This window comes from Methylococcus capsulatus (genome assembly GCF_036864975.1).
Lineage (GTDB): Bacteria > Pseudomonadota > Gammaproteobacteria > Methylococcales > Methylococcaceae > Methylococcus.
In genome coordinates this window covers 628,138-655,000 of record NZ_CP104311.1, presented here as the reverse complement: position 1 = coordinate 655,000, position 26,863 = coordinate 628,138, and the positions used below count along the sequence as shown (strand labels likewise).

Here is a 26,863-nt window from a genome sequence, read left to right as displayed (position 1 = left end):
CTCGGAGATAGCTGGTTCTCCTCGAAAGCTATTTAGGTAGCGCCTCGTGTCTCACTCTCGGGGGTAGAGCACTGTTTCGGCTAGGGGGTCGTCTAGATTTACCAAACCGATGCAAACTCCGAATACCGGGAAGTGCAATCACGGGAGACACACGGCGGGTGATAAGGTCCGTCGTGAAAAGGGAAAGAGCCCAGACCGCCAGCTAAGGTCCCCAAATCATCGCTCAGTGGAAAACGATGTGGGAAGGCCCAGACAGCCAGGAGGTTGGCTTAGAAGCAGCCATCCTTTAAAGAAAGCGTAATAGCTCACTGGTCGAGTCGGCCTGCGCGGAAGATTCAACGGGGCTAAGCGATGTACCGAAGCTGCGGATTCACCTTTGAGGTGAGTGGTAGAGGAGCGTTCCGTAGGCCTGTGAAGGTCAACTGAGAAGTTGGCTGGAGGTATCGGAAGTGCGAATGCTGACATAAGTAACGACAAAACGGGTGAAAAACCCGTTCGCCGAAAGCCCAAGGTTTCCTGCGCAACGCTAATCGGCGCAGGGTTAGTCGGCACCTAAGGCGAGGCCGAAAGGCGTAGTCGATGGAAAACCGGTTAATATTCCGGTACCGGTTGCAACTGCGATGGGGTGACGGAGAAGGCTAGGTCAGCCGGGTGTTGGACGTCCCGGTTTAAGCGTGTAGGCAGACTCTTTAGGCAAATCCGGAGGGTCAATGCCGAGGCGTGATGACGGTGCTGAAGGCGACTTCAGCCGAAGTGATTGATGCCAGGCTTCCAAGAAAAACCTCTAAGCTTCAGGTTGCAAGCGGCCGTACCAAAACCGACACAGGTGGGCAGGATGAAAATTCTCAGGCGCTTGAGAGAACTCGGGTGAAGGAACTAGGCAAAATGGTACCGTAACTTCGGGAGAAGGTACGCCCCTGGTAGGTGAAGTGGCTTGCCCATGGAGCCGAAGGGGGTTGCAGTGAAACGGTGGCTGCGACTGTTTATTAAAAACACAGCACTCTGCAAAGACGAAAGTCGACGTATAGGGTGTGACGCCTGCCCGGTGCCGGAAGGTTAATTGATGGGGTCAGCGCAAGCGAAGCTCTTGATCGAAGCCCCGGTAAACGGCGGCCGTAACTATAACGGTCCTAAGGTAGCGAAATTCCTTGTCGGGTAAGTTCCGACCTGCACGAATGGCGTAACGATGGCCACACTGTCTCCACCCGGGACTCAGTGAAATTGAACTTGCTGTGAAGATGCAGTGTACCCGCGGCTAGACGGAAAGACCCCGTGAACCTTTACTATAGCTTTGCACTGGACTTTGAATTGACTTGTGTAGGATAGGTGGGAGGCTGAGAAGCTCGGACGCCAGTTCGGGTGGAGCCGACCTTGAAATACCACCCTGGTGAATTTGGAGTTCTAACCCAGGTCCGTGATCCGGATCGGGGACCGTGCATGGTGGGTAGTTTGACTGGGGCGGTCTCCTCCCAAAGCGTAACGGAGGAGCACGAAGGTGCGCTCAGCGTGGTCGGAAATCACGCAGAGAGTGTAAGGGCAAAAGCGCGCTTGACTGCGAGACGAACAAGTCGAGCAGGTACGAAAGTAGGTCCTAGTGATCCGGTGGTTCTGTATGGAAGGGCCATCGCTCAACGGATAAAAGGTACTCCGGGGATAACAGGCTGATACCGCCCAAGAGTTCATATCGACGGCGGTGTTTGGCACCTCGATGTCGGCTCATCACATCCTGGGGCTGTAGTCGGTCCCAAGGGTATGGCTGTTCGCCATTTAAAGTGGTACGCGAGCTGGGTTTAGAACGTCGTGAGACAGTTCGGTCCCTATCTGCCGTGGGCGTTGGAGATTTGAGGGAAGTTGCTCCTAGTACGAGAGGACCGGAGTGAACGAACCGCTGGTGTTCCGGTTGTCATGCCAATGGCATTGCCGGGTAGCTATGTTCGGACAGGATAACCGCTGAAAGCATCTAAGCGGGAAGCCCCTCCCAAGATGAGATCTCCCTGGGACCGTGAGTCCCCTGAAGGGCCCTGGAAGACCACCAGGTTGATAGGTCGGGTGTGGAAGCTCAGTAATGGGTGAAGCTAACCGATACTAATGGCCCGTGAGGCTTGACCATATAACACCCAAGACGTTTGGCGGGTGTGGATCGTGCGACAAGACCGCGAACACCGTGTACGTTGACCAAATTCCTTAGGGCTCCAGTGCCAAGACCAGTTTTGCCTGGCGGCCAGAGCGAGCGGGAACCACCCGATCCCATCCCGACCTCGGAAGTGAAACCGCTTAGCGCCGATGATAGTGCAGAACACCTGTGCGAAAGTAGGGAACTGCCAGGCTCTTATTTCCAATGCGACACCCCAACCCCGTCCCTCCTCCCCCCGGAGGGACGGGGTTTTTTGCGCGCCCCGGGGCCAGCCACCTCATAAACCGCCCACCGCCTGCACCGGCAGCACCCAGTAATGGACGCCGCTCCCTCGAAAATCCGCATGCAAAGCCTTCAGGGTCTCCGCCAAGCCGGCAGCAGCGATCTGGGCTTCGAAACGTATACGCCGGCTCCGCCCAGAAACCTGCTCTTGCAGGCTCAGTCCTTCGGTACGGCTCGAATGCCCCGAGACCACCTGGCTGCTGAAACCCTGGATGCCCGGCGTGCTCAGCAGCCAGTCCACCAAAGCGTCTTCAAGCGGAGGGGGGGCCAGAAGCGTCAGCAGTACGAGATCGGACATCGGTCATTTATCCTCGCCATAATGTCGGTAAAGGATGGGGAGCAGCACGAGCGTCAGAAGGGTGGATGTGACCAGTCCTCCCACCCCCACGATGGCCAGCGGCCGCTGGATTTCCGATCCGGGGCCGGTAGCGAACAGTAGGGGAATGAGCCCGAACGCGGCGATACTGGCGGTCATGAGTACCGGCCGTAGTCGCCGCGACGCGCCCAGGCGGACGACTTCATCCAGAGGAAGGCCGATCGCCCGAAGCTGATTGAAGTAGGTCACCATCACCACGCCGTTGAGCACGGCAATGCCCAAGAGGGAAATGAATCCCACGGAGGCGGAGACAGACAGGTATTCACCGGATAGCCAGAGGCTGGTGACCCCGCCGACCAGAGAAAAGGGGACATTGGTGAGTACCAGTATCGCCTGCCGGACCGACCCAAAAGTGGTAAACAGTAATAGAAAGATCAAGCCGATCGATATGGGAATGACGATGGACAAGCGTTGTGCCGCGCGTTGCTGGTTCTCGAACTGTCCTCCCCAGGTGAGGTAATAGCCGCTGGGAAGCGGTACGCGTTCGCCGACCGCCTTACGTGCCTCTTCCACGAAGCCGACCAGATCACGGCCCTGGACATTGGTTCGGACGACCGAGAAGCGCTGACCGCGCTCTCGGGTGATGGCAACCAGTCCCTCGGTACGCTCGACGCGGGCGAGGGCGGAAAGTGGCACGCGGCGACCGTCGGGGAGAGTCACCTGCAGTAATGCGAGTTGCTCGGGGTCGGCGGCTGCCCGGAGTAACAAGGGGGTCCGCTTGATGCCTTCCTGCACGATGCCCAGCTTGAGCCCCTCAATCTGTGCGCGCAGCATCCGTTCCAGGGTATCGCCGTCAAGTCCCAGGCGCCCCGTCGCGAGGCGGTCTATCTGGACCTGGAGGTATTGCATGCCAGCATTACGCATCGTGAACACATCCGAAGCGCCCTCTACTGACCGGATCACGTCGGCGATGGCCTCGGCTTTTTCGTTGAGTACTGCGATGTCGGGACCGTAGAGCTTGACGGCTACGTCGCCGCGTACGCCGGTGAGCATCTCCGTGACCCGCATCTGGATCGGCTGGGTGAAGCCGAAAGCGATGCCCGGGAGGGTTTCCAGGACTTTTCGGAGGTCTTCGACCAGTTCTTCGCGGGTCTTGCCGTTCCATTGCTCGACGGGCTTCAAAACGACGAAGTTGTCCGTTTCATTGAGTCCCATCGGGTCCAGTCCGATTTCGTCCGATCCCACGCGCGACACGACCCGCTCGACCTCGGGAACGTGGTCCAACAGCGCTTTCTGGAGTTGCTGGTCGAGCCGGACGGATTGCTCCAGATTGATCGATGGCAGTTTTTCCACTTGAACGATGATGCTGCCCTCATCCAGCGTCGGCATGAAGGTTTTGCCGATCTGGGTGTAGATCACCCCCGTCAGGGCGAGCAAGATGCCGGCGGCGATGACGACCAGGCGGCTGTGATCGAGTGCCCACCGTAGCACCGGTTGATAGTATTCATGGAGTTTCCGGGCGAGCCAAGGCTCCTCGTGCTTCACCTTGCGCATCAGCCACGACGCCAGGACCGGGATGACCAGCAGCGACATGAACAGCGATCCGGCCATGGCGAACACGTTGGTGAAGGCGACGGGCCTGAACAGCTTCCCCTCGAGTCCCTGCAGCGATAGGAGCGGTACGAAGACGATGGCGATGATGAGGGCGCCCGATACCACCGGCGCGGTGACCTCGCGCATGGCACGGTAAATGAAGTGCAGCCGCGGTAGTTTGCCTTGCATCCTGGGATCAGCCAGATGTGTCGTGATGTTCTCCACGACCACCACAGCCGGATCAACCAGCTTGCCGATGGCGATGGCCAGGCCGCCGAGGCTCATCAGGTTGGCCGAAAGTCCAAACTGATGCATCAGCAGGAAGGTGAAAAGCGCCGAAAGCGGCAGGATGCAAGCCACGGTCAACGCGGCGCGCAGATCGCCCAGGAACAGGAGGAGGAGGACGACGACGAGGACGATGGCTTCTACCAGGGCGCGGACGACGGTATGGGTGGCACGGTTCACCAAATCGCTGCGGTCATAGAACACATCGAGCACGACGCCTTGCGGGAGGGCCGGCCGGATTTCCTCGATCTTTCTTTTGACGCCCTCGACCACCTCCCGCGCGTTGGCGCCGCGCAACCCCAGCACGAGCCCCTCCACGGCCTCCTCCCGCCCATCCCGGCTGACCGCGCCATAGCGGGTCAGAGCGCCGATCCGTACTTCGGCCACGTCGCCGATGGTGATGGCGACACCGTTCTGGTTGGCAATGACGATGGAACGGACATCATCCAGATCCCGGATCTGACCTTCGGCACGCACGAGCAACGCTTCTTCGCCCTCCGGCAAGCGGCCGGCGCCGTCGTTACGGTTGTTGGACTTGAGCGCTCCGATCAAGGCTTCCATGGTGATGCCGCGCGAGGACATCCCCGCGTTGTTCGGGATCACCTCGAAGCTTCGCACAGTCCCGCCCAGGGAATTGACGTCGGCCACGCCGGGCACCGTGCGAAGCGCCGGACGGATGACCCAATCCAGCAGGTTCCGCCGTTCCATCAGCGTGAGGTCGCCGCCCTCGACGGTGAACATGAACATTTCGCCCAGTGGCGTCGTCATGGGTGCCATGCCGCCTTCGCTGCCCTCGGGCAGGCTGGCCCACACGCCGTTCAGCCTTTCCGCGATTTGCTGCCGTGCCCAGTAGATGTCGGTGCCTTCTTCGAAGTCGATGGTGATGTCGGTCAGCGCATATTTGGCGATGGAGCGCAGCATGGTCTGCTTTGGAATGCCGAGCAGTTCCAGTTCGATGGGTGCGGTGATGCGGCTTTCGACTTCCTCCGGCGTCATGCCGGGGGCTTTCACGATGACCTTGACCTGGGTGGGGGAGACGTCGGGGAAAGCGTCGATGGGAATCTGCAGGGTGGCGACATAACCGGAACCCGCCAGCAGGGCAGTGAGAAGGACGACCAGCAGGCGCTGCGTCAGAGCGAACTGGATCAGCCGGCTCATTCGTCACCCCCGCCTAGACCGGTCCAGGCGGCTTTCAGGGCGGCGACGCCCTGGACGGCGACCCGGTCGTCGGCCGTCAAGCCCTCATGAATGATGGCTTTGCGCCCGGACACGGCGGCGACCTTCACTGCACGCACCGCGAAACCCTCGGGTGTCCGGACGAAGACGTATTGCCGCTCGTCCTGGCTGAAGACCGCGGCGAGCGGTACCCGGCAAATGAAGTCGGTACTGGCGTGCATGACCTGGACGTTGACGTTCTGGCCGGCGCGGACGCTGTCGTCGTGCTCGTCGATGATGGCGCGCACCAAGGCGGTCTGGGTGTCTGGCCGTACGTTCTGGCTGACTTCGATGATCGTTGCCCGGATTCGCGGCGAATCCAGTTCGACCCGGTCTTTCAGCCGGATTTCACTCAGGCGCTCCTGCGGCATGTCGATTTCCAACCACAACTGGTCGACGTTGCCGATGCGGAACAGCGGGGCCAGCATGCTGACCCTCTGCCCTACGGTGGCCAGGCGTTCCAGCAGCACGCCCCGGATTGGCGTGCGCAAGGAGAGGGTATTGCTTATGCGGCGTGACCGCTTGAGTTCTGCTATGTCCTTCGCCGACATCCCGCTGGCCTCGAGCACTTGCTCGGCCTGGCGCAGATTGGCCTGGGCCTTGTCGAAGACGCTGCGGGTCTCCTGCCAGCGCAGCTTGGAGATGACGCCTTCGTCAAGCAGCTTCTGGTCCCGATTCAGTTTGGAGCCGGCGAGCTCGTATTCGGTGGCGGCATTGAGGAGGTCTCTTTGGAGGGTCAGCAGGTCCGGACTTTGCATTTCCGCGACGACCTGTCCCGGGGTCACCGAGGATCCCAGTGCCACGTCGATTCGGGTGATGACACCGGCCTGCGGCGCGCTGACGATGAACTCCCGGTCTGGTGGAATGACCACGCGCGCCGGTGCCCAGGCCAGGGGCAAGGCATCGACGATTTCGGGTTTGGCGACACGGATGTCGAGGTGCTCGATCTGCTGGGCATCCAGTTTGATGATCGGATCGGCTCCGGCCGGCGTTCCCAGCAGCAGGGGGGCCAGAACGGCCAGGACCCGCGGCTTCATGGTGTTACCCCCACCACTTGGTTATAAGCGGCGATGTCCCGTTTCAACTGGATTTCCTTCTGCATCGCGTCCCAGATTGCCGCCTGCGCGGTAGTCTGGACCTGCAGAAAGTCGATCAGCTGGATTTCGCCGGTTTCAAGCGCGATCCGGTTCATCCGGATCAGGGTTTCGGCCATATCGCGCCGGTTCCTGGCGATGTCCAGCGCTTTGCGGTCCGCCTCCAGGGTTTGCTGTGCCTGCTTGAGCGATCGCTGGAGTAGGCGGATCAGGTTGTCGCGTTCCGTGATCTTCTGGGTCAGTACCAAATTCGCCTGGGCGACGAAGGGCTCGTTATAGGCATCGCCCCCGATCGGTATCTGGAGAACCACGTTGGTGTCGTTCTGCAGGTTCTTGTTGACGAAGGCGCGATGCTGGGCGCCGATCAAGACGGTGGGCTGGGTACCTTGCTTCCATTGCCGGACGAATTCCACATCGGCCTGGGCACGCTCGATCATGGCATTCAGGGCGGCCAGCTGGGGGTGTTCCTCGGTGATGGCCGTCAGCCTGGAGAGTTCTTCATCGAATTTTTCAGGTGCCGATTGCATTCGGGTCAGGTTCGCGAAAGCCTGGTGGGCATGCTGCAGGTCGACGGCGGCCTGGGTGAGCGAGGTCTTCTTTTCCAAAGAGTCGCTCTGGGCCAGCAGCAGGTCGGCCTGGGCGAGATCGCCGAGCTCGACACGGCGTTTGACCGTTTCGACCAGTTTCAGCGACACCTCGTACACAGTCCTGGCGAACTGATGACGGTTTTGCATCATTTTGAGATTCCATAGGCTCTCCCGGACCAGGCCGGCGACCTCGTGTTTGAGGCCCAGCCCGAACCGTTCCGTGCTTTCGGCGGCCCTATCGGTGACTGCCTGGCTCGCATCCCGTTGTCCCCAACGCCAGAGGGGGACCTGGTAGCCCCATTGCGTCATGCCTTCACCATCGCCTGCAATGTTCTGGTTGTTTTGGATATAGACCATGGGGTAGCCCGGAATCCAGCTGTCACTGCGCTGCTGCAAGGCGTTGGTTTCCAGGCGCATGGCGTCGACCATCGCCGTTTGCGGATAGTTCTCGAAAGTGGTTTGCACCACGCCGTGGAGGCTGAGCCGGGCGTCGAAAGGCAGCAGGCCGGCAGGCTCAGTCATGGCGTCTTCCTCGCCCCGGGCCGAAGCGGAGGCGATGGCGAGGAAAACACCGAGGAGTCCATGAAGGAGGATCATCGGCAGTACCGGATTCATAGTGTCAGCATGCCCGCCGTCTCGATTTCGGGGAATCGTCGGTAGGCGCCGTTACGCGCGGGGAAGCCGCGACGCAAAGATCAGACGTGAGTCGGCGGGGCGCGTGCCGAGGGCGGTTTGACGGCCTGGAAGCCGTAGGGCAGCAGGATAAATGGAGAGCGGGGAAGATCTGCCAGGGGCTCCGGTGTCGGTAAACGGGCATCGGGCGGGCCGGGAGGATGGTCCGGCGTCTGTTCGTCCATCCGGCAAGGGCACGAGACACACGAGGGCTCCAAAATGCCGCTTTGCATCGCAACGACCAGGGACGTCTCTGCTCCTGCATCCGGAGCATGCCATCCTTTCCCCTGGGGACGCTCGAGAAACTCGAGACCGGGCAGATGGAACTTGCCCCAGGGTTCGCTGTTGGCCGGATGGGCGTGGAGCAGAGGTGCCCATACCTGGATCAGTACCAGGACACACAGCGTGAGGCGTCGGGCATATCGGTTCAAACAGGGGAACCCCATTCCGCAGGCGTTTGTCGGCCATTTTGGCGGTTTCGGGAAGCTTGTGATCGCTTCCGCCGCGGTGAGTATAGCCGAAATCCACCACCCCGGCATGCCGGCTTCTGTACCGTCCGCTCTCGCCTACCAGATTACGGGGTAGTCGGGTATCATCTAATGGCTTGGCACGCCAGCGCGAACAAGGCCGATCGCGCCGGAGCATGCGCCTGCCGCCTGCGTTCCATCCCCCTGTAAGCCCATCCATACGAGTAACAAAACACCGAACGAGGACGATATGGGAAACTGGAAACGACTGCTGATGTCCGCAGCCGTGGTCATGGTGGTTTTGGTGGGGCTGCTGCTGGCGATCGTCCTGGCGGCCACGCATTTCCTGGTCGACTGGTGGTGGTTCAAGTCGCTGGACCTCGGCGCCTATTTCTGGCTGCGGGTCCTGTACCGCTACATTTTGTCCGGCGGGGTGACTCTTTTCTTTTTCCTGATCTTTTTCCTGAATTTCTGGGCCGCTTCGCAGTATCTGGGGGTCGATCAGGCGATTTATGCCGCAGGGTCGGAGGAGTCGCGCTACCGGCGCTGGCTGCGCATGTTCCAGACCGGGGCATTGCCGGTTTATCTGCCGCTGTCGGTGTTTCTGGCTGTGCTGGTCGCGTTGCCGTTCTACCAAGAGTGGGAGGCCGGCCTGCTGTTCTTTTTCGCCCCCGATGCCGGCATCACCGAGCCGGTGTTCGGGAAAGACGCCGGTTTTCACATGTTCCGGCTGCCGATTCTGGGCCTGATCCAAGCGGAATTGCTGGTATGTGTCAGTGTGCTGGCCGTCATGGTGGCGGCGCTCTACTGGGTGGAGCACGAATTCTCGCCGGCCCGCCGCCGGCCATGGCCTCGCGGTGCCCGCATCCATTTGAATCTGCTGGTGCTGCTGGTTGCTGTGGTGGCGGCCTGGGGATACCGTCTGCAGCGGGAGGAGCTGCTCTACGTCGACGCCCACGAACCCTTGTTTTTCGGCCCTGGTCTGATCGAACTCCGCTACCATCTGCCTTTGATCTGGGTCGAGATCGTTTCTCTCGTCGTCGGTGTGGTGGCCGCGCTGTGGTTCGTGCAGCGCCATCGCGGACTCAAGCTGGCGCTGACCTGTGCGCTGATTTGGGTTTCCGCCACCGGGTTGCGCAAGGTCGACGTGGTGCCGGAGCTGATCGACCGTTTCGTGGTCAAGCCGAATCCGGTCAAAATGGAGCACAAGTACATCAAGTACAACATCGATGCGACGCTGGCGGCTTTCGATCTCGACGAAATCCGCACCATCGACATCACGGCGGTGCCTGAGGGTGCCGAAACCATCGATCCGCGCATCCGCGAGCATCTGCACAACATTCCAGTATGGGATCCGGAATACCTGGATGATGTGTACCAGCAGCTTCAAGGCATACGGCCCTATTATAATTTCACGGAGGTCGACACCGCGCGTTATCTCGTCAACGGCCAGATCGAACAGGTCAATCTGGCGGCACGTGAAATCAATCTCGCCAAGTTGCCCGAGGAGGCCAGGAACTGGGAGAACACCCATTTGCGTTATACCCACGGCTATGGTGCGGTGATCACGCCGGCGGCGCAGTCGGGCGATCATCCGATGCAATGGTGGCTCAGGGACCTGAACATGCATTCGGACGTCGGTCTGACCACCGAGAAGCCCGACATCTATTTCGGTCTGGAAAACCTGGATTACGCGATCGTTCCCAACCGGCTCGAGATCGTCGACATCGCCAGTTTCGATCAGGGATCCAGCCAGAACTATTCGGGCAGCGGCGGGGTTCCGATCTCCTCCCTCCTCAGACGTCTGCTTTTGTCCATTTATTTCCGCGACGAGCGGCTGTTTTTCTCACTCAATATCACCAAGAGCAGCCAGGCGTTGTTCCGCCGAAACATCATTGAGCGGATCAACACGGTCACGCCGTTCCTGGCGCTGGATCGCGACCCCTACATCGTGGTGACCCCACAGCGGATTTTCTGGGTCGTCGACGCTTACACGACGCTCAATTCCTATCCGGTTTCCAAGCGTACACGCTACAAGTTTCGTGGTGACACCGAAGAGCGCGAATTCAACTACATCCGCAATTCGGTCAAGATCGTGGTTGATGCTTTCGACGGCTCGCTGGACTATTACGTCGTGGATCACGACGACGCCGTCCTCAAGGGCTACATTAAGGCTTATCCGGGTCTGTTTCAGGACGCCAGCGCCATGCCGCCATTGATTCGGGAGCAGCTGCGCTTTCCCCAGGACTTGTTCGTGATCCAGATGCGGATGTACGCCAAATACCACCAGACCCAGCCGGAACTGTTTTATCAACAGGCGGAGACCTGGGATTTCGCCAAGGTCGGCGTCCGGATGCGCGATGGCCGCACCGTGACTCGGACCGTGGCACCCTACTATTTCACGACTCAGCTCGACGGCTGCGAAAACATGCAGAATTTCGTGCTGATCAATCCGATGACGCCGATCGGGCGCAATAACATGAGCGTGCTGGCGATCGGCGGCGCATTGCGGCCAGAAGCCTGTGGCATGCCTTACTCGAAGTCCATCGTCCTCTACAAGTACAGCAAGGATGTCCAGGTCGATGGTCCGGCACAGGTGAGCGCAATGATCGATCAGGACGCCGAAATCGCTAAGGAGTTCGCCCTGTGGGATCAGAAAGGCTCGCATCTCACCCGCGGCCGCATCATCATCGTGCCCATCGGGCGATCGCTGTTGTACGTGCAGCCGGTCTACATCGAGTCCACCAGCAGCGTCAAAATTCCGGAACTCGCGCGGGTGATCCTGTCGATGGGGGACATCGTGGTGATGGAGACCTCCCTGGAGGCGGCGTTAAACAAGCTGGAGCAGCGGCTCATCGCCTTGCAGAAGGCGCGTGGAATCACACCGCTGCCGTCCAGGCGGGATGAGCCCGGCATGCATCCCCTGTGATGCGGATGTCCATGCCAGTGAAGGGAATGCGGCAAGCGGTGAAGTCGACCGACGTTCTCATCATCGGCGCCGGGATCAGCGGCCTTCTGGCGGCGCGTGAGCTGGCCGCGGCCGGCCTGTCGGTCCGGATTCTCGACAAGGGACTGGCTGGACGCGAGTCGTCCTGGGCAGGGGGCGGCATTCTATCGCCGCTCTGTCCTTGGCGCATGCCGGAAGCCGTCACCGCGCTCTGTGCCTGGAGCCAGCAGCGCTATCCCGTCCTTGTCGCAGAATTGCTGGACGCAACCGGTCTGGATCCCGAATGGCGGCAAAGCGGGCTGCTGGTGCTGCAGCCGGAAGAGCCCGCGGTTGCCGATGCCTGGTGCGCGGCGCACGGAGTTCCGCGCGAGTGGATCGAACCAGCTGTCCTGGCCTCGCTGGAGCCCCGGCTTGCGCCGTCTTCCCTGCCGGCGATCTGTCTGCCTGAGGTGGCGCAGGTGCGCAATCCCCGTCTGTTGCGCGCGATACTGGCCGATGCCCGCCAGCGCGGCATCGCCATCGAGGAAGGCGCTGGGGTGACAACTCTGGAATCACGGGATGGCAAGGTCTTAAGGGTAGTGACCGCGAAGGGGACGTTCGTGGCAGAAACCTATCTCGTCACGGCCGGTGCCTGGTCCGCGGAAATACTGCGGGCTGTGCTCCCGAACCTGCCCGTCGCGCCGGTCAAGGGGCAGATGCTGGCGTTCCGGGCGCCGGTCGGGCTTGTCGACCATATCGTCCTGGCGGGAGATCGTTACCTCATTCCGAGGCGGGACGGCATAGTGCTGTGCGGCAGCACCGTGGAACAGCGCCGGTTCGACAAGGTGCCAGATGCCGAAGGGCGGCGTATCCTGCTGGAATTCGCCCGCCACTGGTTGCCTGCGCTGGCGGATGCGGAGGTCATCGGCCATTGGGCCGGCCTGCGTCCAGGGTCGCCGAAAGGCATTCCGTTTATCGGCCCGACGCCGGCGTTCAGTAATCTGTATTTGAGCTGCGGCCATTTCCGCAATGGTCTGACCATGGCCCCCGCCTCGGCCCGGCTGGTGGCCGACCTGATTCTCGGCCGCCCGCCGATCGTGCCGGCCAAGCCTTATGGCGTGCCGCAGGGGTGGACCAACCCGGATAACGAAGAGGCATCAGTAGAGAGGTAGAGCGTATGAGCAGAATTTTCGAGTTCGGCAGCGCCGACTGGGATGCATCTTTTTCCGCGAAGGAGCGTGCCGACGCATTGACTGAAATCGAGCACGGCAAGGTCCTGTATTTCCCCCGACTCGGATTCGCGATCGAGGCGCATGAAAAGACCTTCCTGTCGCCGGAGACGGTGGGCAAGAGCAAGAACGTCAGCTTCGATGCCGCGAGCCGCGATCTGCACGGGACCGGCCCGGCGGTGGCCGATGTGGAGGCGCTGCGGGGCATGATGGCGCGCTTCGCCGGCCAGGCCGCCGGCCTGGTGGCGAGGCTGCTGCCGCAATACAGCGCCGCCCTGGTGCAAGGCCGCACCAGCTTCCGGCCGGTGGAGGCCGCCGGACGCGCGAGCTCCTGGCGTAAGGACGATACCCGGCTACATGTCGATGCCTTTCCTTCCTCACCCGTGCAAGGACGGCGGTTGTTACGGGTGTTCGCCAACGTGAATCCGGCAGGCCGCCCCCGCCGTTGGCGTCTGGGGGAGGCATTCGAGCCGATGGCCAGGCGCTTCCTGCCCGCCATTCCGGCGCCATTTCCCGGCAGTGCTCCCATCCTGCGGTGGCTGGGGCTGACCAAGAGCCGGCGCAGTGCCTACGATCACTACATGCTGCAGTTGCACGACAGGATGAAAGCCGACTTGGCTTATCAGGCCGAAGTGGATCAGGCGCCTTTCGACTTCCCCCCATCCACTACCTGGATGGTGTTCACCGATCAGGCCTCGCATGCGGTCATGGCCGGCCAGTATCTGCTGGAGCAGACCTTCTATCTTCCGGTCGAGGCCATGCGCGATCCCGCCATGTCTCCGCTCAGGATACTGGAACGGTTGACGGGGCGGGCGCTGGTTTGAGGGCTCAAGGCCGGTTGAGGATGCCGTCGATTGCGGCGAGGGTCTTCTCGACCGTGAGTTGCGCCATGCAGGTGAAGGTGCCGTCGCAGCTGGGGCGGCGTTCGCAGGGCGAGCAGAGCAGGGCCTCATACAGCACCACTGCATTTTCCCTCCCCGTTTCCAGATAGGGGGCGGTAGAGCCGAACAGGGCGACAGTGGGGCGCCTAAGGGCGATGCTCATGTGGGTCAGGCCGGTATCCACGCCGATGCCTAAACCGGCGTGTCGGATCAATGCGCCGCTGACTCCCAGCCCGGTTCTTCCGGCGAGATTCTTCAGGTCCGACCGGCAGCGCTCCCGTATCCCTTCGGCCCGGACGGTATCGCCCGGCCCGCCCAGCATGACGACGGGCCACCGGTAACGGGCGCTGATCTCATCGGCCAGGGCTGACCAATTCCCGTCGATCCAGTGCTTCTGCGGCCGGGTGGTGAAGGGAAAAATCGCCGCATAGGGGCCGTCGATGCCTGACTGCTCCAGGATCTTCGCAGCTTCCGTCTCCGCCGCTGTCCCCGGCACGAAATCCATGGCGAAGGCCTCGGTGTCGAGTCCAAGTTCGACGGCCAGTTTGAGGTAGTCGTTGCCGATCGTGTTCGACTCAGTGCGGCGGTCGATACGCTTCGTCATCAGGAATTGGCTGCCTTCGCGCGAGCCGAGGCCGATGCGGGTCTTGCCGCCGGCCAGCGCCGCCCACACGCCGCTCTTCAGGAGTCCTTGCAGGTCCAGGACCCAGTCGAAGCGCTCTTCCCGCAGGCTCCGGACCAAGTTGCGGAATTCCTTGAGCAGGGTGGCGTAATGCCCTTCTTTACGCAGCCTGTCCCAGCGGGCACGCGGCCAGATCGCGAGCCGGTCCAGCCGTGGATTGTGGATCAGCAGATCCTGGTTGGCTTCGTCGGCCAGCCAGACCAGCCGGGCCTTGGGAAATGCCTGCCGCAGCACCGGAATCAGGGCGGAGGCGAAGACGATGTCACCGATGGCGCCGAGCCGGACGATGAGGATGGAGCCGGGGCGGTCGGTCACGGCAATGGCTCGTCAAAGCGGTAGCCGAAGCGCTCGATGTCGGGGCGGTAGTGCGCTTCGATCAGTTCGGCAGTGGCGTCGTTGTAATAGCGCCGGTAGTCCTTGCCGCGGTCGGTGGCCTTGCGGCTGTGCAGCAGTTTGGGGCAGGCGATGCCGATGCGGCGGCAGGCTTCCTCGAAATCCTCGGCGAGGCGTTCGTAGCGGCCGACGAAATCGACGATGAGATTGCCGTGCAGGTCGATCAGGTAGTCCGTCTGCAGTTCGATCGACATGTCGGCGTGGTATTGCGGCGCGCGCTCGGGGTCGAGTTTCCAGCGCAGGAATGCCTCGAAGTCGTCGCGGCCTACCAGCAGATCGGGCCGTTCGCGCCGGATGTGATGGTATGAGCTGACCTGCAGATCCCATGGATTGCGCACGAAGGCGAACTTGAACAGCTTCTGATACAACTCGCGCGGCAGCATCTCCATGGCGGCGATGGCCTTGGCGTGGCGCGGGAACTTGGCGCCGATCTCGTGGCCGGTGAGCGCACTGAGCTTGCTGCACAGGAACTGCGGAATTCGGGCCGGATCGGTCCATTTGTAGCGCCACAGCGAGTCGCGCACGCTGGTTCCGCCGGTCTTGGCGATATGGACGAACAGGAAGTTGTAGCGGAGCGAGAGCAGCATCTTAAGCGTCCAGCGGCAGGATCTTGATCGCCCGTGCTGGGCAAAATTTTTCCGCAGCCTGGGCGTTCCCGGCCAGGATAGGAGCGGGCGTCTCATTGAGCAGCGTCAGGCGGCCGTCTTCGTCGACCTGGAAAATCTCCGGTGCTTCGGCCATGCAGTTGCCATGACCCTTGCATAGATCCCAGTCGACGGTCACCCGGAAAGCGCCGCGGATGACGTGGGCATTAGCCTCGCTGGCGCCCGCCTTCGCATCCACGGCGCCCGGCGCGTCGCGCCTACGGTAGCGGATCTGGCAGGGTGAGGCCGGTTCGACCACCATTTTCTTGTAGTCGTCCTGATAGGTTTCGGGGGCTGCGGCCAGCTCAAACTCGTAGTTCCGCAGTAGAACGCAGACGATGGCCTTGATCTGGAACATCGCGAAGGCATTGCCCGAGCATTTGTGGCGGCCGCCGCCGAAGGCCTGCCAGCCGTACAGGTCCTTGTCCTCGGCCCGTTCCGGGGTGTAGCGGTCGGGATCGAACAGTTCGGGGTTGGGGAACAGCTCGGGAATCCGGTGCGTGACCGAAGGTGCGGCGCAAACGAACTTGCCCGCCTCGATGCGCATCCCCTGGACCTCGAAATCCTTCATCACTTTGCGCATCAGCAGGATCAGCGGCGGATGCAGCCGCAGCACTTCCTTGATGACGTTTTCCAGTTGCGGCATCTGCCGAAGGGATTCAAAAGTGACTTGGCCATGGGTTTCGAACAGGGCGTCGATCTCCTCCAGCACCCGGCGCAGGTATTCCGGGCGCCGTAGCAGCTCGATCAGCACCCAGGCGGTGGTGCCCGAACTGGTATGGTGGCCGGCGAAGATGGTGGCGATCAGCATCCCAGTGATTTCGTGGGGTGTCAGTTTGCTGCCGTCGTCGTAGCTGGCGTCGATCAGCATCTGGAACACGTTGGTGCTGTGCTCCTGCGATCGGGCGCGCCGCTCCATGATCTGGGTCACCAGTTCCTGCAGCCTTACCCGCGCCTGGTCGCGACGTTTGAAAACCGGCAGTGGCAAGTTGGGGAAGACATAGGCGATCGGCTGGATGCCCATTTCCAGATCACGGTAGATACCGGCGAATTCGGTGTTCAGTTCGTGGCGGAACTCCGCGCCCAGCAGGCAGTGGCTGGAGGTGTAGATCGTGAGTTCCTTGGTGAGCTCCAGCAGGTCGATGGTGCCGGCATCCTTCCAGTCCCGGATCATGGCCTCGACTTCGGCGACGATGATCTCGGAGTAGGTGCGCATCGGCTTATCGCGCAGGGCCGGCATCAGCATCTGCAATTGCTGGTTCTTGCGCTCGATGCAGGCGTCGAACACCACGCCGCGGCCAAAGATCGGGGTCATGATCTTGTAGGCCGGCCCCTGGTCGAGTACGTCGTCCGGCGCCCGGTAGAACGCCTCGCTGGCCTTGCTGCCGGTGAGCAATACCATGCGCTGATGGAACATCCGGAACTCGGCGACGTCGCCGAAGTCGCGCCGCAGGGCCATCATGAACGCATGCGGGTTCTTGCCGAATTCCAGGATATGGCCCAGCAAAGGCAGGCCGCCTGGTTTGACCGGCGGTGTGTTCGACGGGAGAGGGCGCATCGTCGCGATCAAGTGCGCCGGTAGACCTCGGCCCCGGACCTTACGAACTCGTCCGATTTTTCTTCCATGCCTTTAGCCAGGGCTTGCGCCTCGTCCAGACCGTGTTCGCGGGCATAGTCGCGCACATCCTGGGTGATCTTCATGGAGCAGAAGTGCGGGCCGCACATGGAACAGAAATGGGCCTGCTTGGCGCCTTCCTGGGGCAGGGTCTCGTCGTGGAATTCCAGGGCCTTCTCGGGATCGAGCGACAGGTTGAACTGATCCTGCCAGCGGAATTCGAAGCGGGCCTTGGACAGGGCATTGTCACGCACCTGGGCGCCGGGATGGCCTTTGGCCAGATCGGCGGCATGGGCGGCGATCTTGTAGGCGATGATGCCGTCGCGCACGTCTTGCTTGTTGGGTAGACCCAGGTGTTCCTTGGGCGTGACGTAGCACAGCATGGCCGTGCCGTACCAGCCGATCATGGCCGCGCCGATGGCCGAGGTGATGTGGTCGTAGCCGGGCGCGATGTCGGTGGTCAAAGGCCCCAGGGTGTAGAAAGGCGCCTCGTGGCAGTGTTTCAACTGCTCGTCCATGTTGGCCTTGATCAGGTGCATGGGCACGTGGCCCGGCCCTTCGATCATGACTTGCACGTCGTGTTTCCAGGCGACCTGGGTCAGCTCGCCGAGGGTACGCAGTTCCGCGAACTGGGCCTCGTCGTTGGCATCGGCGATGGAACCGGGCCTGAGGCCGTCGCCCAGGGAGAAAGCCACGTCGTAGGCCTTCATGATCTCGCAGATGTCCTCGAAGTGGGTGTAGAGGAAGCTCTCCTTGTGATGGGCCAAACACCATTTGGCCATGATGGAACCGCCGCGCGAGACGATGCCGGTGGTGCGCTTCGCCGTCAGCGGGATGAAGGGCAGGCGGATGCCGGCATGGATGGTGAAATAGTCCACGCCCTGTTCGGCTTGCTCGATCAGCGTGTCGCGGAAGATTTCCCAGGTCAGCTCCTCGGCCTTGCCGTCCACCTTCTCCAGGGCCTGGTAGATGGGCACCGTGCCGATGGGTACGGGTGAGTTGCGGATGATCCACTCGCGGGTCTCGTGGATGTGCTTGCCGGTGGACAAATCCATCACCGTGTCGCCGCCCCAGCGGATGGCCCACAGCATCTTTTCGACTTCCTCTTCTATCGAAGAGGTGACGGCGGAGTTGCCCAGATTGCAGTTGATCTTCACCAGGAAGTTGCGCCCGATGATCATGGGCTCGGACTCGGGGTGGTTGATGTTGGCCGGGATGATGGCCCGCCCGCGCGCCACCTCGTCACGCACGAATTCGGGGGTGATGACCTTGGGGATGGCCGCGCCGAAGGCTTCGCCGGGATGCTGGAACTTGTAGAGGTCGGCTAAGGCCTCCAGCCGCTGGTTCTCGCGGATGGCGACGAATTCCATCTCCGGCGTGATGAGGCCCCGCCTCGCGTAGTGCATCTGGGTGACGTTGGCGCCTGCCTTGGCCCGGCGAGGCTTGCGGATATGCTCGAAGCGCAGGGCCGCGAGGGCCGGCTCGTGCTGACGGGCGCGACCGTAGCTCGAACTCGGGCCGTCGAGCAGCTCGCTATCGCCGCGCTCGACGATCCAGTTCTCACGCAACGGGGGCAGCCCCTGACGCAGATCGACCGAGACGCTCGGGTCGGTATAGGGGCCGGAGGTGTCGTAGACGTAGATTGGCGGGTTCTTTTCCCGGCCCGTGCTGGTGGGCGTGTCCGACTGGCTGATCTTGCGCATTGGGACGCGCAGGTCTGGGCGGCCACCCTGGATGTAAACTTTTTCCGAGGCCGCGAACGGCTGGACGGAAGCTTTTTTGGCAGTGACTGCTTCGTGTAGGAATTCTTGGGGGATCGCGCTCATCGCTGGCTCCTGGTTGGACACGGATAAGGCGCGCGGGGGAGGATGTCGATCGGGTTCTTCGAACAGCTCGAAAGCTCAGCTTCCCTACGCCGGTATCAGCCGGATCAGGTTCGAAGGGTGTGTCTCAGCCCGGCAATTGCCAGGCACCCCCAGCCTTACGGATCGCTCACGGTAATGCATCGAAGGGGGGATTTCAAGCTTTCCGTCCGGAGGGGAATTCCGGCGGGCGCCGGCGGAAACCACTCGCGCTGTTTTTTGATAGATCGACCTCACAAGCCGACGATCATGGCGATCGCACAAAGGGGCAATTGCTGGGCCCGGTTTCCTGCCATTGGGCTCAGTCGCGGACATCCCCTTGATCGAGGCGTTCCAGGGATGCATGGGGATGTTCCAGAAATAGGGCGGCGCGCGCGCAGCATGGGCACCAGTTGATAAATGGCGAACGCGGCCAAGAGATGCTTCAGAGTGCGCCCGCTGACCATTCCCCCGATGGCGAAGAGGGCCGGATCGAAGTATTCGGTCAATACCGCTGAGGCGTAGAGCATCGCCGCCCGTAAGAGATCCGCCTCACGGGTGTAGACTGGCGCAAAAAAACGTATCACGAGCACAGCGGCCACGATCGTCCCGGCCTGAAAAGCGCAATAGGGCGGCACGTTTTCGGCTCCCCTGGCCAGTGCAGCACGGTGCCGCTGGCGGCCAGGGGGACAAGCCGCGCCAACTCGGCACGGATACTCACGCGTTCGGCGATCAGCGCACCGAAACACAGACTTAAGGGCAGGCGATCCCAGAATAGCACGGCGTTGTTCGGGGCCAGGTGATACCAGGCCGAGCCGAAACCCGTCGCTGCCAGGCCCAGGAAAAATACCGCCCAGGGCAGCCGCTCCCTACCTTTGACGAAAGCGCCGGGTCGAGGCCGGCGCAGGGTGGCCAAGCCCCGCATCGCCATCAGGAGGAAAGGCAGGTTGGAGACCACGTTGAGAAAGTTGGGCAGCCCGAGTATCGGCGAAGCGATGATAGCTTTGGGGCTGAGCCAAGGGCGGCAGGAAGGTGACGGCCACTGCCAGTGCGAGGGCGGCCAGCAGCAAACCCCACAGGCGCCGCCGCGCATCCCCCCTGTCACGAGTACCGGCATGAAATCGCCTTCCGACCTCTTTTCGCCAAAGCCCAGCTCGTCATTCCGGCGGCGATAATCGTAATGGTGCCAGATCTTCCTCGACCAGCGTCTCCTTTTCGAGCAGGAGCTTGGCGCCACGTTCGAGACTCTCCCGTCTTTGTTCAAGAATCAATGTCGCGGTCTTGAAGGCCCCGGTCACGATTTCCCTCACCGCGCAGTCGATCTCCCGCGCGGTTTCCTCGCTGAATCCGCGCCGCATATCCGGAACTGCAGGACCGCCGAGAAAGGTCGGCCGTTCGGCTTCATAGGTGACGTGCCCCAGCTTCTCGTACATCCCATAGCGCATCACCATGCTGCGCGCAATGTCGGTGACCTTGGCAAGATCGTCGGCAGCGCCGGTGGACAGATGTCCGAACACGATCCGCTCCGCAGCCCGCCCTCCCAACAGTACCGCCATCTTGTTTTCCAGCTCGTCCCGCGTCATGAGGAAACGGTCCTCGGTGGGCCGCTGGATGGTGTAGCCCAGGGCGCCGATACCGCGGGGAATGATGGAAATCTTGTGGACTGGATCCACGCCGGGCAGGGACAGGGCGACCAAGGCGTGTCCCATCTCGTGGTAGGCGACGATCTTGCGCTCCAGCGGGTTCAGCAAACGGTTCTTCTTCTCCAAGCCGGCCACGATCCGCTCCACCGCCTGGGTGAAATCGTCCAGGGATACGGCGTTCGCCGCCCTTCGCGTGGCCAGCACAGCGGCCTCATTCACCAGATTGGCGAGTTCCGCTCCGGAAAAGCCTGGCGTCAGGGCGGCGATCTTTTCCGGATCCACATCCTCGGCGAGCCGCACTTTTTTCAGATGCACCTTGAGGATCTGCACCCGGCCGCTCTTGTCGGGCCGATCCACCAGCACCTGGCGATCGAAGCGGCCCGCGCGCAACAGGGCGGGATCGAGAATCTCGGGACGGTTGGTGGCGGCGAGCAGGATCAAGCCCACGCTGGGGTCGAATCCGTCCATCTCCGAAAGCAGCTGATTGAGGGTCTGTTCCCGCTCGTCATGTCCGCCCATGCCCGGAAAAGCTCCGCGCGCCCGGCCGAGGGCGTCCAGCTCGTCGATGAAAATGATGGCGGGCGCCTGTTGCCGGGCCTGTTCGAACAGATCCCGCACCCTGGCGGCGCCGACGCCAACGAACATCTCGACGAATTCCGAGCCGTTGATGGAAAAGAAAGGAACCCCCGCTTCACCCGCGACGGCGCGCGCCAAGAGGGTTTTGCCCGTGCCGGGCGGCCCCACCAGCAACACGCCCTTGGGCACATGGGCGCCCAGGCGGCCGTAGTCCTTAGGGTGTTTCAGGAACAAAACGACCTCCTGCAACTCTTCCTTGGCCTCGTCCACTCCCGCCACATCGTTGAAGCTCACCTTGGTGTCGGTCTCCATATAGACCTTGGCCTTGCTCTTGCCGATGGAGAGGAAGCTACCGCCGCCCATGCGCTCGGCGAACCGGCGCATCACGAACATCCAGATGGAGAAAAACACCAGCGCCGGAATGATCCAGGAAAGCAGATCGCGCAGCCAGGTGCTTTCCACCACCGCGCCGTACTTCACGTCGTATTGCTCCAATTCCTTGGCGAGCTCGGGTTCGACCCGGACCGCGACGAATTGTATCTGACCGCCGGGTCTGGGCTGTTTGAAAGTGCCCCGGACGGTGTTGCTGAAAATCTGAACTTCCTCAATCTCGCCGTTTTTCAGCGCCTGCTGGAACTCGCTGTAGGTGATGTGCTCCACCTCTTGCCTGGCGACCCAAAGCTCGTGCAGATAGATGACCGCCATCAAGGCGAGCATGAAATACCAGAGATTGAACTGCGTTTGCTTGTTCATGAACGAATCCGGTGAATTCCCGGCCATCTTTCGGCGGCCCGCGTGATCTTCAGGGGATAAGGATGAATCGTCAGCCGCGCGATTCATCTCCTCGCCAGACCCAAATGACGTTTGAGTTTGGCGATCATTTTCCACCGCTTGGGCGGTTGAAAATAGCAGGTACTTCTGAATTTCTAGAGATAGCCATGTGTAGACGTGTCGTTTTCATCATTTCCACGAAATTCCGTCCTCTGCAACTGCAGCCATTCCCGCCACACCGCCAGCGCCATCGCCAGGATCACCGGTCCCAAGACCAGGCCGATGAAGCCGAAGCTGGCGAGTCCTCCCAGCACTCCGAACATCACCACCACGAACGGTATGTGTGTAGCGCTGCTGATCACCAGGGGACGGATGATATTGTCGATCCAGCTGATCACCAGCGTACCCCAAAGGGCGAGGGAGATGCCTGCCCAGGTTTCGCCCTGCAATAAGAGCCAGATACTGATGGAGCCCCAGGCGAATGGCGTCCCGAACGGGATCATTGCGACGAAGGTGGTCACGATCCCGAGCACGATCGGCGCTTTCACGCCGACTGCCCAGTAGCCCAGCCCGGCCAGGAAGCCCTGCGCCAGCGCGGTCAGGACGATGCCGTAGAGGACGGCCTTGACCGTCGCTTCGACCGTCGCGAAATACCCTTTAAGCCGTTCACCGAGTACCCGCGTGAAAATCTGTCGGACTTCCGTAGCCAATTGCAAGCCGTCGCGGAACAGGAAAAACAGCGTGAACAACGTCATGATCAATACAGTGGCGTTCTGTACCAGGGTGGTCATGATGCCGAGCAGAGGGGATCCGAGGCGCCGCACCCACTCGGGGGCATGTCGTTTCAGCAGGCCGTGCAGGTCTTCGAACTGGTCGACCACGGCCTGGAGTTCATCGCCGAAATAAGGGATATGCGAGACGAAATCGGGCAGCCTGGGCTTTTGTTCCAGCCAGTCGGGGAAGGAGCGGATCAGTTCCAATACTTCGCCTTGCAGCAAGAAGGCGAGCCAGATCAGGGGTGCCAGTACCACCGATCCCAGCAGCGCCGTTGTCACCAGGGCCGCAAGGGATTCCCGGCCTTCGAACCGTTTCCGACACCAGACATGCAGCGGCCAGGCGACGTAGGACACAAAGACCGCCCAGCCGATCGGAACCAGGAAGGGCCGCATGACCGCATAGGTCAGGCCGGCCAGACCAGCGAGCATCAAGGCTATCGTGATCAGGCGGAGGCTTCGATTCATGTGTCGGGTGGTTCAGGTGCCAGGGCCTGCCAGATGTCGCGGCCGGTGGACGAAAGACGGCAAGGTTCGAGCCGGAAAGCGGGACACCTGACCGGTGATGTGCATTCGGCGACAGATTGGGCGATATCCCTCGGGTTCGGAAGCGTGCAGCGCGGCGGCTAGGAATGATGGCCCCGTCGCGCGCGGTCTGCCTGGATGCTGGTCTCGAGCGCTGGCCCGTTCGAGGCTGTCACCAGGCTTCCTGGCTATGGTAACTCTGCAAAAGAGTGGACGGGACCCGGTAATGAGATCGGACTTTTTCGGGAAGGCGGGGCCGGTCCGGGGGACCAAATGGCTCGCGGAGTCCGGGCATCTCCGTCCCGTGGGAGGCTGCATGGGGGCGGAGCGTCGCTCGACGTCATGGTTCGATTTCCAGCAACACCTCGTTGGGGTTGACGCGCTCGCCCTTGCTGACGTGGATGCGGGTCACGGTCCCGGCAATGGGGGCCTGGATCTGCGTCTCCATCTTCATGGCTTCGGTGACCAGCACGCCGTCGCCGGCCTGGACCTGGTCGCCCGGTTTCACCAGGATGTCGACGATGTTACCGGGCATGGTGGTGACCACGTCGCCCGGTTTGCTCGGCACCGGGCGCTGACCGGCCTGGGGTTCGCGCTGGTAGCCTGAGAGTACCTCCAGATCGATTTCCTGGGGCACGCCGTCCAGGGTGATGTAAAAGCGCCGATGGCGCTGGTCGCCGATGTTGGCCCCGGTGATGTGCACGTCATAGGTTTCGCCATGCACCGAGACTTTGAACTCAGTGGGCGCGAAACGCTCCCCGCACGGGGCGGTGCCGATGGGCGAGGGCGGTATGAGCGGTTCGGGGTTCAACCGGCCTTCGCGGCGCTCCTCGAGGAAGGTTCTAGCTATCTCGGGAAACAGGGCGAAGGACATGACGTCGGTGTCTCGCCCGGCCAGATCGCCGATCTCTTCGCGCAAGCCATCCAGCTCCGGCTCGAGCAGGTCGGCCGGACGCGCTTCGATCACGGCTTCATGACCGATAGCCTTGCGCTTGAGTTCGGCGTCGACCGGCGCCGGCGGCTGGCCATAGCCACCCTGCAGGTAACGCTTCACTTCGTTGGTGATGGTCTTGTAACGCTCGCCGGTGATGACGTTCAACACCGCCTGCGTGCCGACGATCTGCGAGGTGGGCGTGACCAGGGGCGGATACCCCAGATCGCGCCGGACCCGGGGAATTTCCGCGAAGACTTCGTGGATACGGTTTAAGGCGCCCTGTTCCTCCAGTTGTTTGGCCAGATTGGACATCATGCCGCCCGGCACCTGGTTGACCTGGACCCGCGTATCCACCCCGGTGAATTCGCTTTCGAACTGACGGTATTTCCTGCGCACCTGAGCGAAATAGGCCGAGACTTCCTGCAGTGCGTCCAGGTCCAGGCCGGTGTCGTGCTCGGTGCCGCGCAGCGCCGCCACCATGCTTTCCGTGGGCGGGTGACTGGTGCCGCCGGCAAAGGCCGACAGGGCGGTGTCGATGTGCCGGCAGCCGGCTTCGATCGCCTTGAGCTGGCACATCTCGGCCAGGCCGGCAGTCGCGTGGCTGTGCAGGAACAAGGGCACGTCGACGTGTTCGCGTAAGTGCCGCACCAGTTCGGAAGTGGCATGCGGCGTCAGCAGGCCCGCCATGTCCTTGATGGCGATGCTGTCCGCGCCCATGTCCACCATTTCGCTAGCCAGCTTCACATACAGAGCAGTGGTGTGCACCGGGCTTATGGTGTAGCAGATCGTCCCCTGCGCGTGTTTGCCCTGTTCCTTGACGGCGGTCAACGCCATCTTGAGGTTGCGGATGTCGTTGAGGGCGTCGAACACGCGGAACACATCGATGCCCTCGCGTGCGGCCAGACGCACGAACTCGCGCACCACGTCGTCCGGGTAATGGCGGTAACCGAGCAGGTTCTGGCCACGCAACAGCATCTGCAGGCGTGTGTTGGGCAGAGCCTCCCGTAGCCTGCACAGGCGCTCCCAAGGGTCTTCCTTGAGAAATCTCAAGCATGCGTCGAAGGTGGCACCGCCCCAGACCTCCAGGGACCAGAAGCCGATCCGGTCCAGTTGCGGGCAGACCGGTAGCATGTCCTCGGTGCGCAGGCGGGTGGCGATGAGGGATTGGTGGGCATCGCGGAGGATGGTGTCGGTGATGTAAACCTTGCTCATCGAGTGATCTCCGATATCTTCAGAATCCCACATGCGCGGCGATGGCGGCGGCGATGGCGAGCGTGGTTTCTTCCGGGCTGCGCTTGAGGGAGTAATGGGTCAATTCCGGATGAGCGGCCAAAAAACCGGTGTCGAACCGGCCGGCCTGAAAGTCCGGGTGATCGAGGATTTCCTGGTAGAAGGGGATGGTGGTGCGCACGCCACCGATCATCATGTCGTTGAGGGCGCGCTGGCCGCGGGCGACGGTCTCGGCCCAGGTGCGTCCCCAGACGATGACCTTGGCGACCATGGAATCGTAGTGCGGCGGGATTTCATAGCCGGTATATATGGCGGTATCGGTGCGCACCCCCGGCCCGCCCGGCGCGTAATAGCGGGTGAGGCGGCCGAAGCTGGGGAGGAAGTCGTTCTTCGGGTCTTCCACGTTGATGCGGAACTGGATGGCATAGCCGCGCGGCTGCACCTCCTCCTGGGTGAAGCTGAGCGGCTGGCCCTCGGCGATACAGATCTGTTCCTTGACGATGTCGATCCCGGTGATTTCCTCGGTGATGGTGTGTTCCACCTGGATGCGGGTGTTCATCTCCATGAAATAGAATTCACCTTGGGCGGTGAGCAGGAATTCGACAGTGCCGGCATTTTCGTAGTTAACTGCCCTGGCGGCGCGCACCGCCAGTTCGCCGATGCAAGCGCGCTGCTCGGGCGTGAGCTGAGGCGAGGGGGCGATTTCGATGAGTTTCTGATTGCGGCGCTGGATGGAGCAGTCGCGCTCGAACAGATGCGCCACGTTGCCGTGGCGGTCAGCCAGGATCTGCACCTCGATGTGACGTGGATTCACGATGCACTTTTCAATGAACACGTCGGCTGAGCCGAAGGCTTTGGTCGCCTCGGAAATCACCCTTTCGTAGTTGGCCTTGAGCTCTTTTTTATCGTTGCAGCGGCGGATGCCGCGCCCGCCGCCGCCGGAGGTGGCTTTGAGCATGATCGGGTAACCGATGCGCTCCGCCTCCTTCAATGCCTCGTCGAGGTTCTCGACATTGCCGGCACTGCCCGGCGTGACCGGCACACCGGCTTGCATCATGGCACGGCGCGCCTCGGTCTTGTCACCCATGAGGCGGATCACCCGAGCGTCCGGGCCGATGAAACGGACCCCGCGCAGAGTGCAGATCCGGGCCAGTTCCGGGTTTTCCGACAGGAAGCCGTAGCCTGGATGGATCGCGTCGCAACCGGTTTCTATCGCAAGATTGACGATGCGGTGTGGATTCAGATAGCCGGCCAGGTCCTCGCTGCCGATGCAATAGGCTTCGTCGGCTTTTTTTACATGCAGGGAGAAGCGATCGGCCTCGGAAAAGATGGCCACCGAGCGTAAGCCCATCTCCGCGCAGGCGCGGGCGATGCGGACTGCGATTTCGCCGCGGTTGGCGATCAGAATTTTCTTGATCATTCCTCATCTCTCCATGAACGATCCGGTCATCCGGGCCTGGCCGGCAGACGGTGAAAGTCCAAGACCGACCGGAACAGGACTTGAAAAGCGTTCCGCGTCGTTCCGGATGTGGACAATGTGAACGGCTTGTAAGGC

The 26,863-nt window shown here is 61.8% G+C and carries 18 protein-coding genes, 2 rRNA genes and 1 riboswitch (1 of these 21 cut by a window edge); of the genes, 5 read left to right on the top strand and 15 right to left on the bottom strand.

The window, feature by feature from the left end; translation table 11 throughout:
* A 23S ribosomal RNA gene (locus tag N4J17_RS03020) occupies window positions 1-2,110 on the top strand (it extends 784 nt beyond the left edge of the window).
* Between the two features lie 103 nt (window positions 2,111-2,213).
* Window positions 2,214-2,327 (top strand): 5S ribosomal RNA (gene rrf, locus N4J17_RS03015).
* A gap of 84 nt (window positions 2,328-2,411) precedes the next feature.
* Here rrf and N4J17_RS03010 read toward each other — a convergent pair.
* From N4J17_RS03010 to N4J17_RS02990, 5 genes are all read right to left on the bottom strand, one after another.
* The gene (locus tag N4J17_RS03010) at window positions 2,412-2,714 is read right to left on the bottom strand and encodes a DUF3240 family protein (protein ID WP_277458156.1); all 303 of its coding nucleotides are present in this window, start codon (window positions 2,712-2,714) and stop codon (window positions 2,412-2,414) included.
* Between the two features lie 3 nt (window positions 2,715-2,717).
* Entirely contained in the window at window positions 2,718-5,768 is a 3,051-nt protein-coding gene (locus tag N4J17_RS03005; RefSeq protein WP_198324051.1) for an efflux RND transporter permease subunit, read from the bottom strand.
* A complete protein-coding gene (locus tag N4J17_RS03000) occupies window positions 5,765-6,862 on the bottom strand; it encodes an efflux RND transporter periplasmic adaptor subunit (protein ID WP_198324052.1) in 1,098 nt (365 codons plus the stop codon). Before N4J17_RS03000 ends, N4J17_RS03005 begins: the two co-directional genes overlap by 4 nt.
* Window positions 6,859-8,103, bottom strand: coding sequence for a TolC family protein (locus N4J17_RS02995; RefSeq protein WP_277458155.1), 1,245 nt, complete (start codon window positions 8,101-8,103; stop codon window positions 6,859-6,861). Before N4J17_RS02995 ends, N4J17_RS03000 begins: the two co-directional genes overlap by 4 nt.
* A gap of 98 nt (window positions 8,104-8,201) precedes the next feature.
* Window positions 8,202-8,609 (bottom strand): hypothetical protein, encoded by a 408-nt coding sequence (locus N4J17_RS02990; RefSeq protein ID WP_198324053.1) that lies wholly within the window; start codon window positions 8,607-8,609, stop codon window positions 8,202-8,204.
* Window positions 8,610-8,895: 286 nt separating this feature from the next.
* On the opposite strand from N4J17_RS02990, the gene N4J17_RS02985 reads away from it, so the two are divergent.
* From N4J17_RS02985 to N4J17_RS02975, 3 genes are read left to right on the top strand one after another with little or no spacing between them, the layout of a single operon-like run.
* A complete protein-coding gene (locus tag N4J17_RS02985) occupies window positions 8,896-11,574 on the top strand; it encodes a UPF0182 family protein (protein WP_232470713.1) in 2,679 nt (892 codons plus the stop codon).
* An 11-nt stretch (window positions 11,575-11,585) separates the two neighbouring features.
* Entirely contained in the window at window positions 11,586-12,743 is a 1,158-nt protein-coding gene (thiO, locus tag N4J17_RS02980) for a glycine oxidase ThiO (RefSeq protein ID WP_232470714.1), read from the top strand.
* 5 nt (window positions 12,744-12,748) lie between these two features.
* On the top strand, window positions 12,749-13,624 hold the full coding sequence (locus N4J17_RS02975; RefSeq protein ID WP_198324054.1) for a Kdo hydroxylase family protein: 876 nt from the start codon (window positions 12,749-12,751) through the stop codon (window positions 13,622-13,624).
* Between the two features lie 4 nt (window positions 13,625-13,628).
* Here the strand turns inward: N4J17_RS02975 and N4J17_RS02970 are convergent, their stop codons facing one another.
* The 10 genes from N4J17_RS02970 to N4J17_RS02925 form a co-directional block, all read right to left on the bottom strand.
* The gene (locus N4J17_RS02970; RefSeq protein WP_198324055.1) at window positions 13,629-14,678 is read right to left on the bottom strand and encodes a glycosyltransferase family 9 protein; all 1,050 of its coding nucleotides are present in this window, start codon (window positions 14,676-14,678) and stop codon (window positions 13,629-13,631) included.
* The gene (locus N4J17_RS02965) at window positions 14,675-15,343 is read right to left on the bottom strand and encodes a sulfotransferase family 2 domain-containing protein (RefSeq protein WP_198324056.1); all 669 of its coding nucleotides are present in this window, start codon (window positions 15,341-15,343) and stop codon (window positions 14,675-14,677) included. Before N4J17_RS02965 ends, N4J17_RS02970 begins: the two co-directional genes overlap by 4 nt.
* 1 nt (window position 15,344) lies before the next feature.
* Window positions 15,345-16,958, bottom strand: coding sequence for a cytochrome P450 (locus N4J17_RS02960; RefSeq protein ID WP_198324057.1), 1,614 nt, complete (start codon window positions 16,956-16,958; stop codon window positions 15,345-15,347).
* 8 nt (window positions 16,959-16,966) lie between these two features.
* Window positions 16,967-18,841 (bottom strand): phosphomethylpyrimidine synthase ThiC, encoded by a 1,875-nt coding sequence (thiC, locus tag N4J17_RS02955; protein ID WP_232470715.1) that lies wholly within the window; start codon window positions 18,839-18,841, stop codon window positions 16,967-16,969.
* A 64-nt stretch (window positions 18,842-18,905) separates the two neighbouring features.
* Window positions 18,906-19,002: riboswitch (TPP riboswitch) on the bottom strand.
* A gap of 108 nt (window positions 19,003-19,110) precedes the next feature.
* The gene (locus tag N4J17_RS02950) at window positions 19,111-19,458 is read right to left on the bottom strand and encodes a hypothetical protein (protein WP_198324058.1); all 348 of its coding nucleotides are present in this window, start codon (window positions 19,456-19,458) and stop codon (window positions 19,111-19,113) included.
* On the bottom strand, window positions 19,440-19,973 hold the full coding sequence (locus N4J17_RS02945) for a hypothetical protein (RefSeq protein ID WP_198324059.1): 534 nt from the start codon (window positions 19,971-19,973) through the stop codon (window positions 19,440-19,442). The genes N4J17_RS02950 and N4J17_RS02945 overlap by 19 nt, the downstream gene beginning before the upstream one ends.
* Window positions 19,974-20,013: 40 nt before the next feature.
* The gene (gene ftsH, locus N4J17_RS02940) at window positions 20,014-21,828 is read right to left on the bottom strand and encodes an ATP-dependent zinc metalloprotease FtsH (RefSeq protein ID WP_198324060.1); all 1,815 of its coding nucleotides are present in this window, start codon (window positions 21,826-21,828) and stop codon (window positions 20,014-20,016) included.
* A gap of 173 nt (window positions 21,829-22,001) precedes the next feature.
* Window positions 22,002-23,087, bottom strand: a complete 1,086-nt coding sequence (locus N4J17_RS02935) for an AI-2E family transporter (protein WP_232470716.1) — start codon at window positions 23,085-23,087, stop codon at window positions 22,002-22,004.
* Between the two features lie 397 nt (window positions 23,088-23,484).
* The gene (gene oadA / locus N4J17_RS02930; RefSeq protein ID WP_198324061.1) at window positions 23,485-25,290 is read right to left on the bottom strand and encodes a sodium-extruding oxaloacetate decarboxylase subunit alpha; all 1,806 of its coding nucleotides are present in this window, start codon (window positions 25,288-25,290) and stop codon (window positions 23,485-23,487) included.
* 19 nt (window positions 25,291-25,309) lie between these two features.
* Window positions 25,310-26,728 (bottom strand): acetyl-CoA carboxylase biotin carboxylase subunit, encoded by a 1,419-nt coding sequence (locus N4J17_RS02925; protein ID WP_198324062.1) that lies wholly within the window; start codon window positions 26,726-26,728, stop codon window positions 25,310-25,312.
* Between the last annotated feature and the right edge of the window lie 135 nt (window positions 26,729-26,863).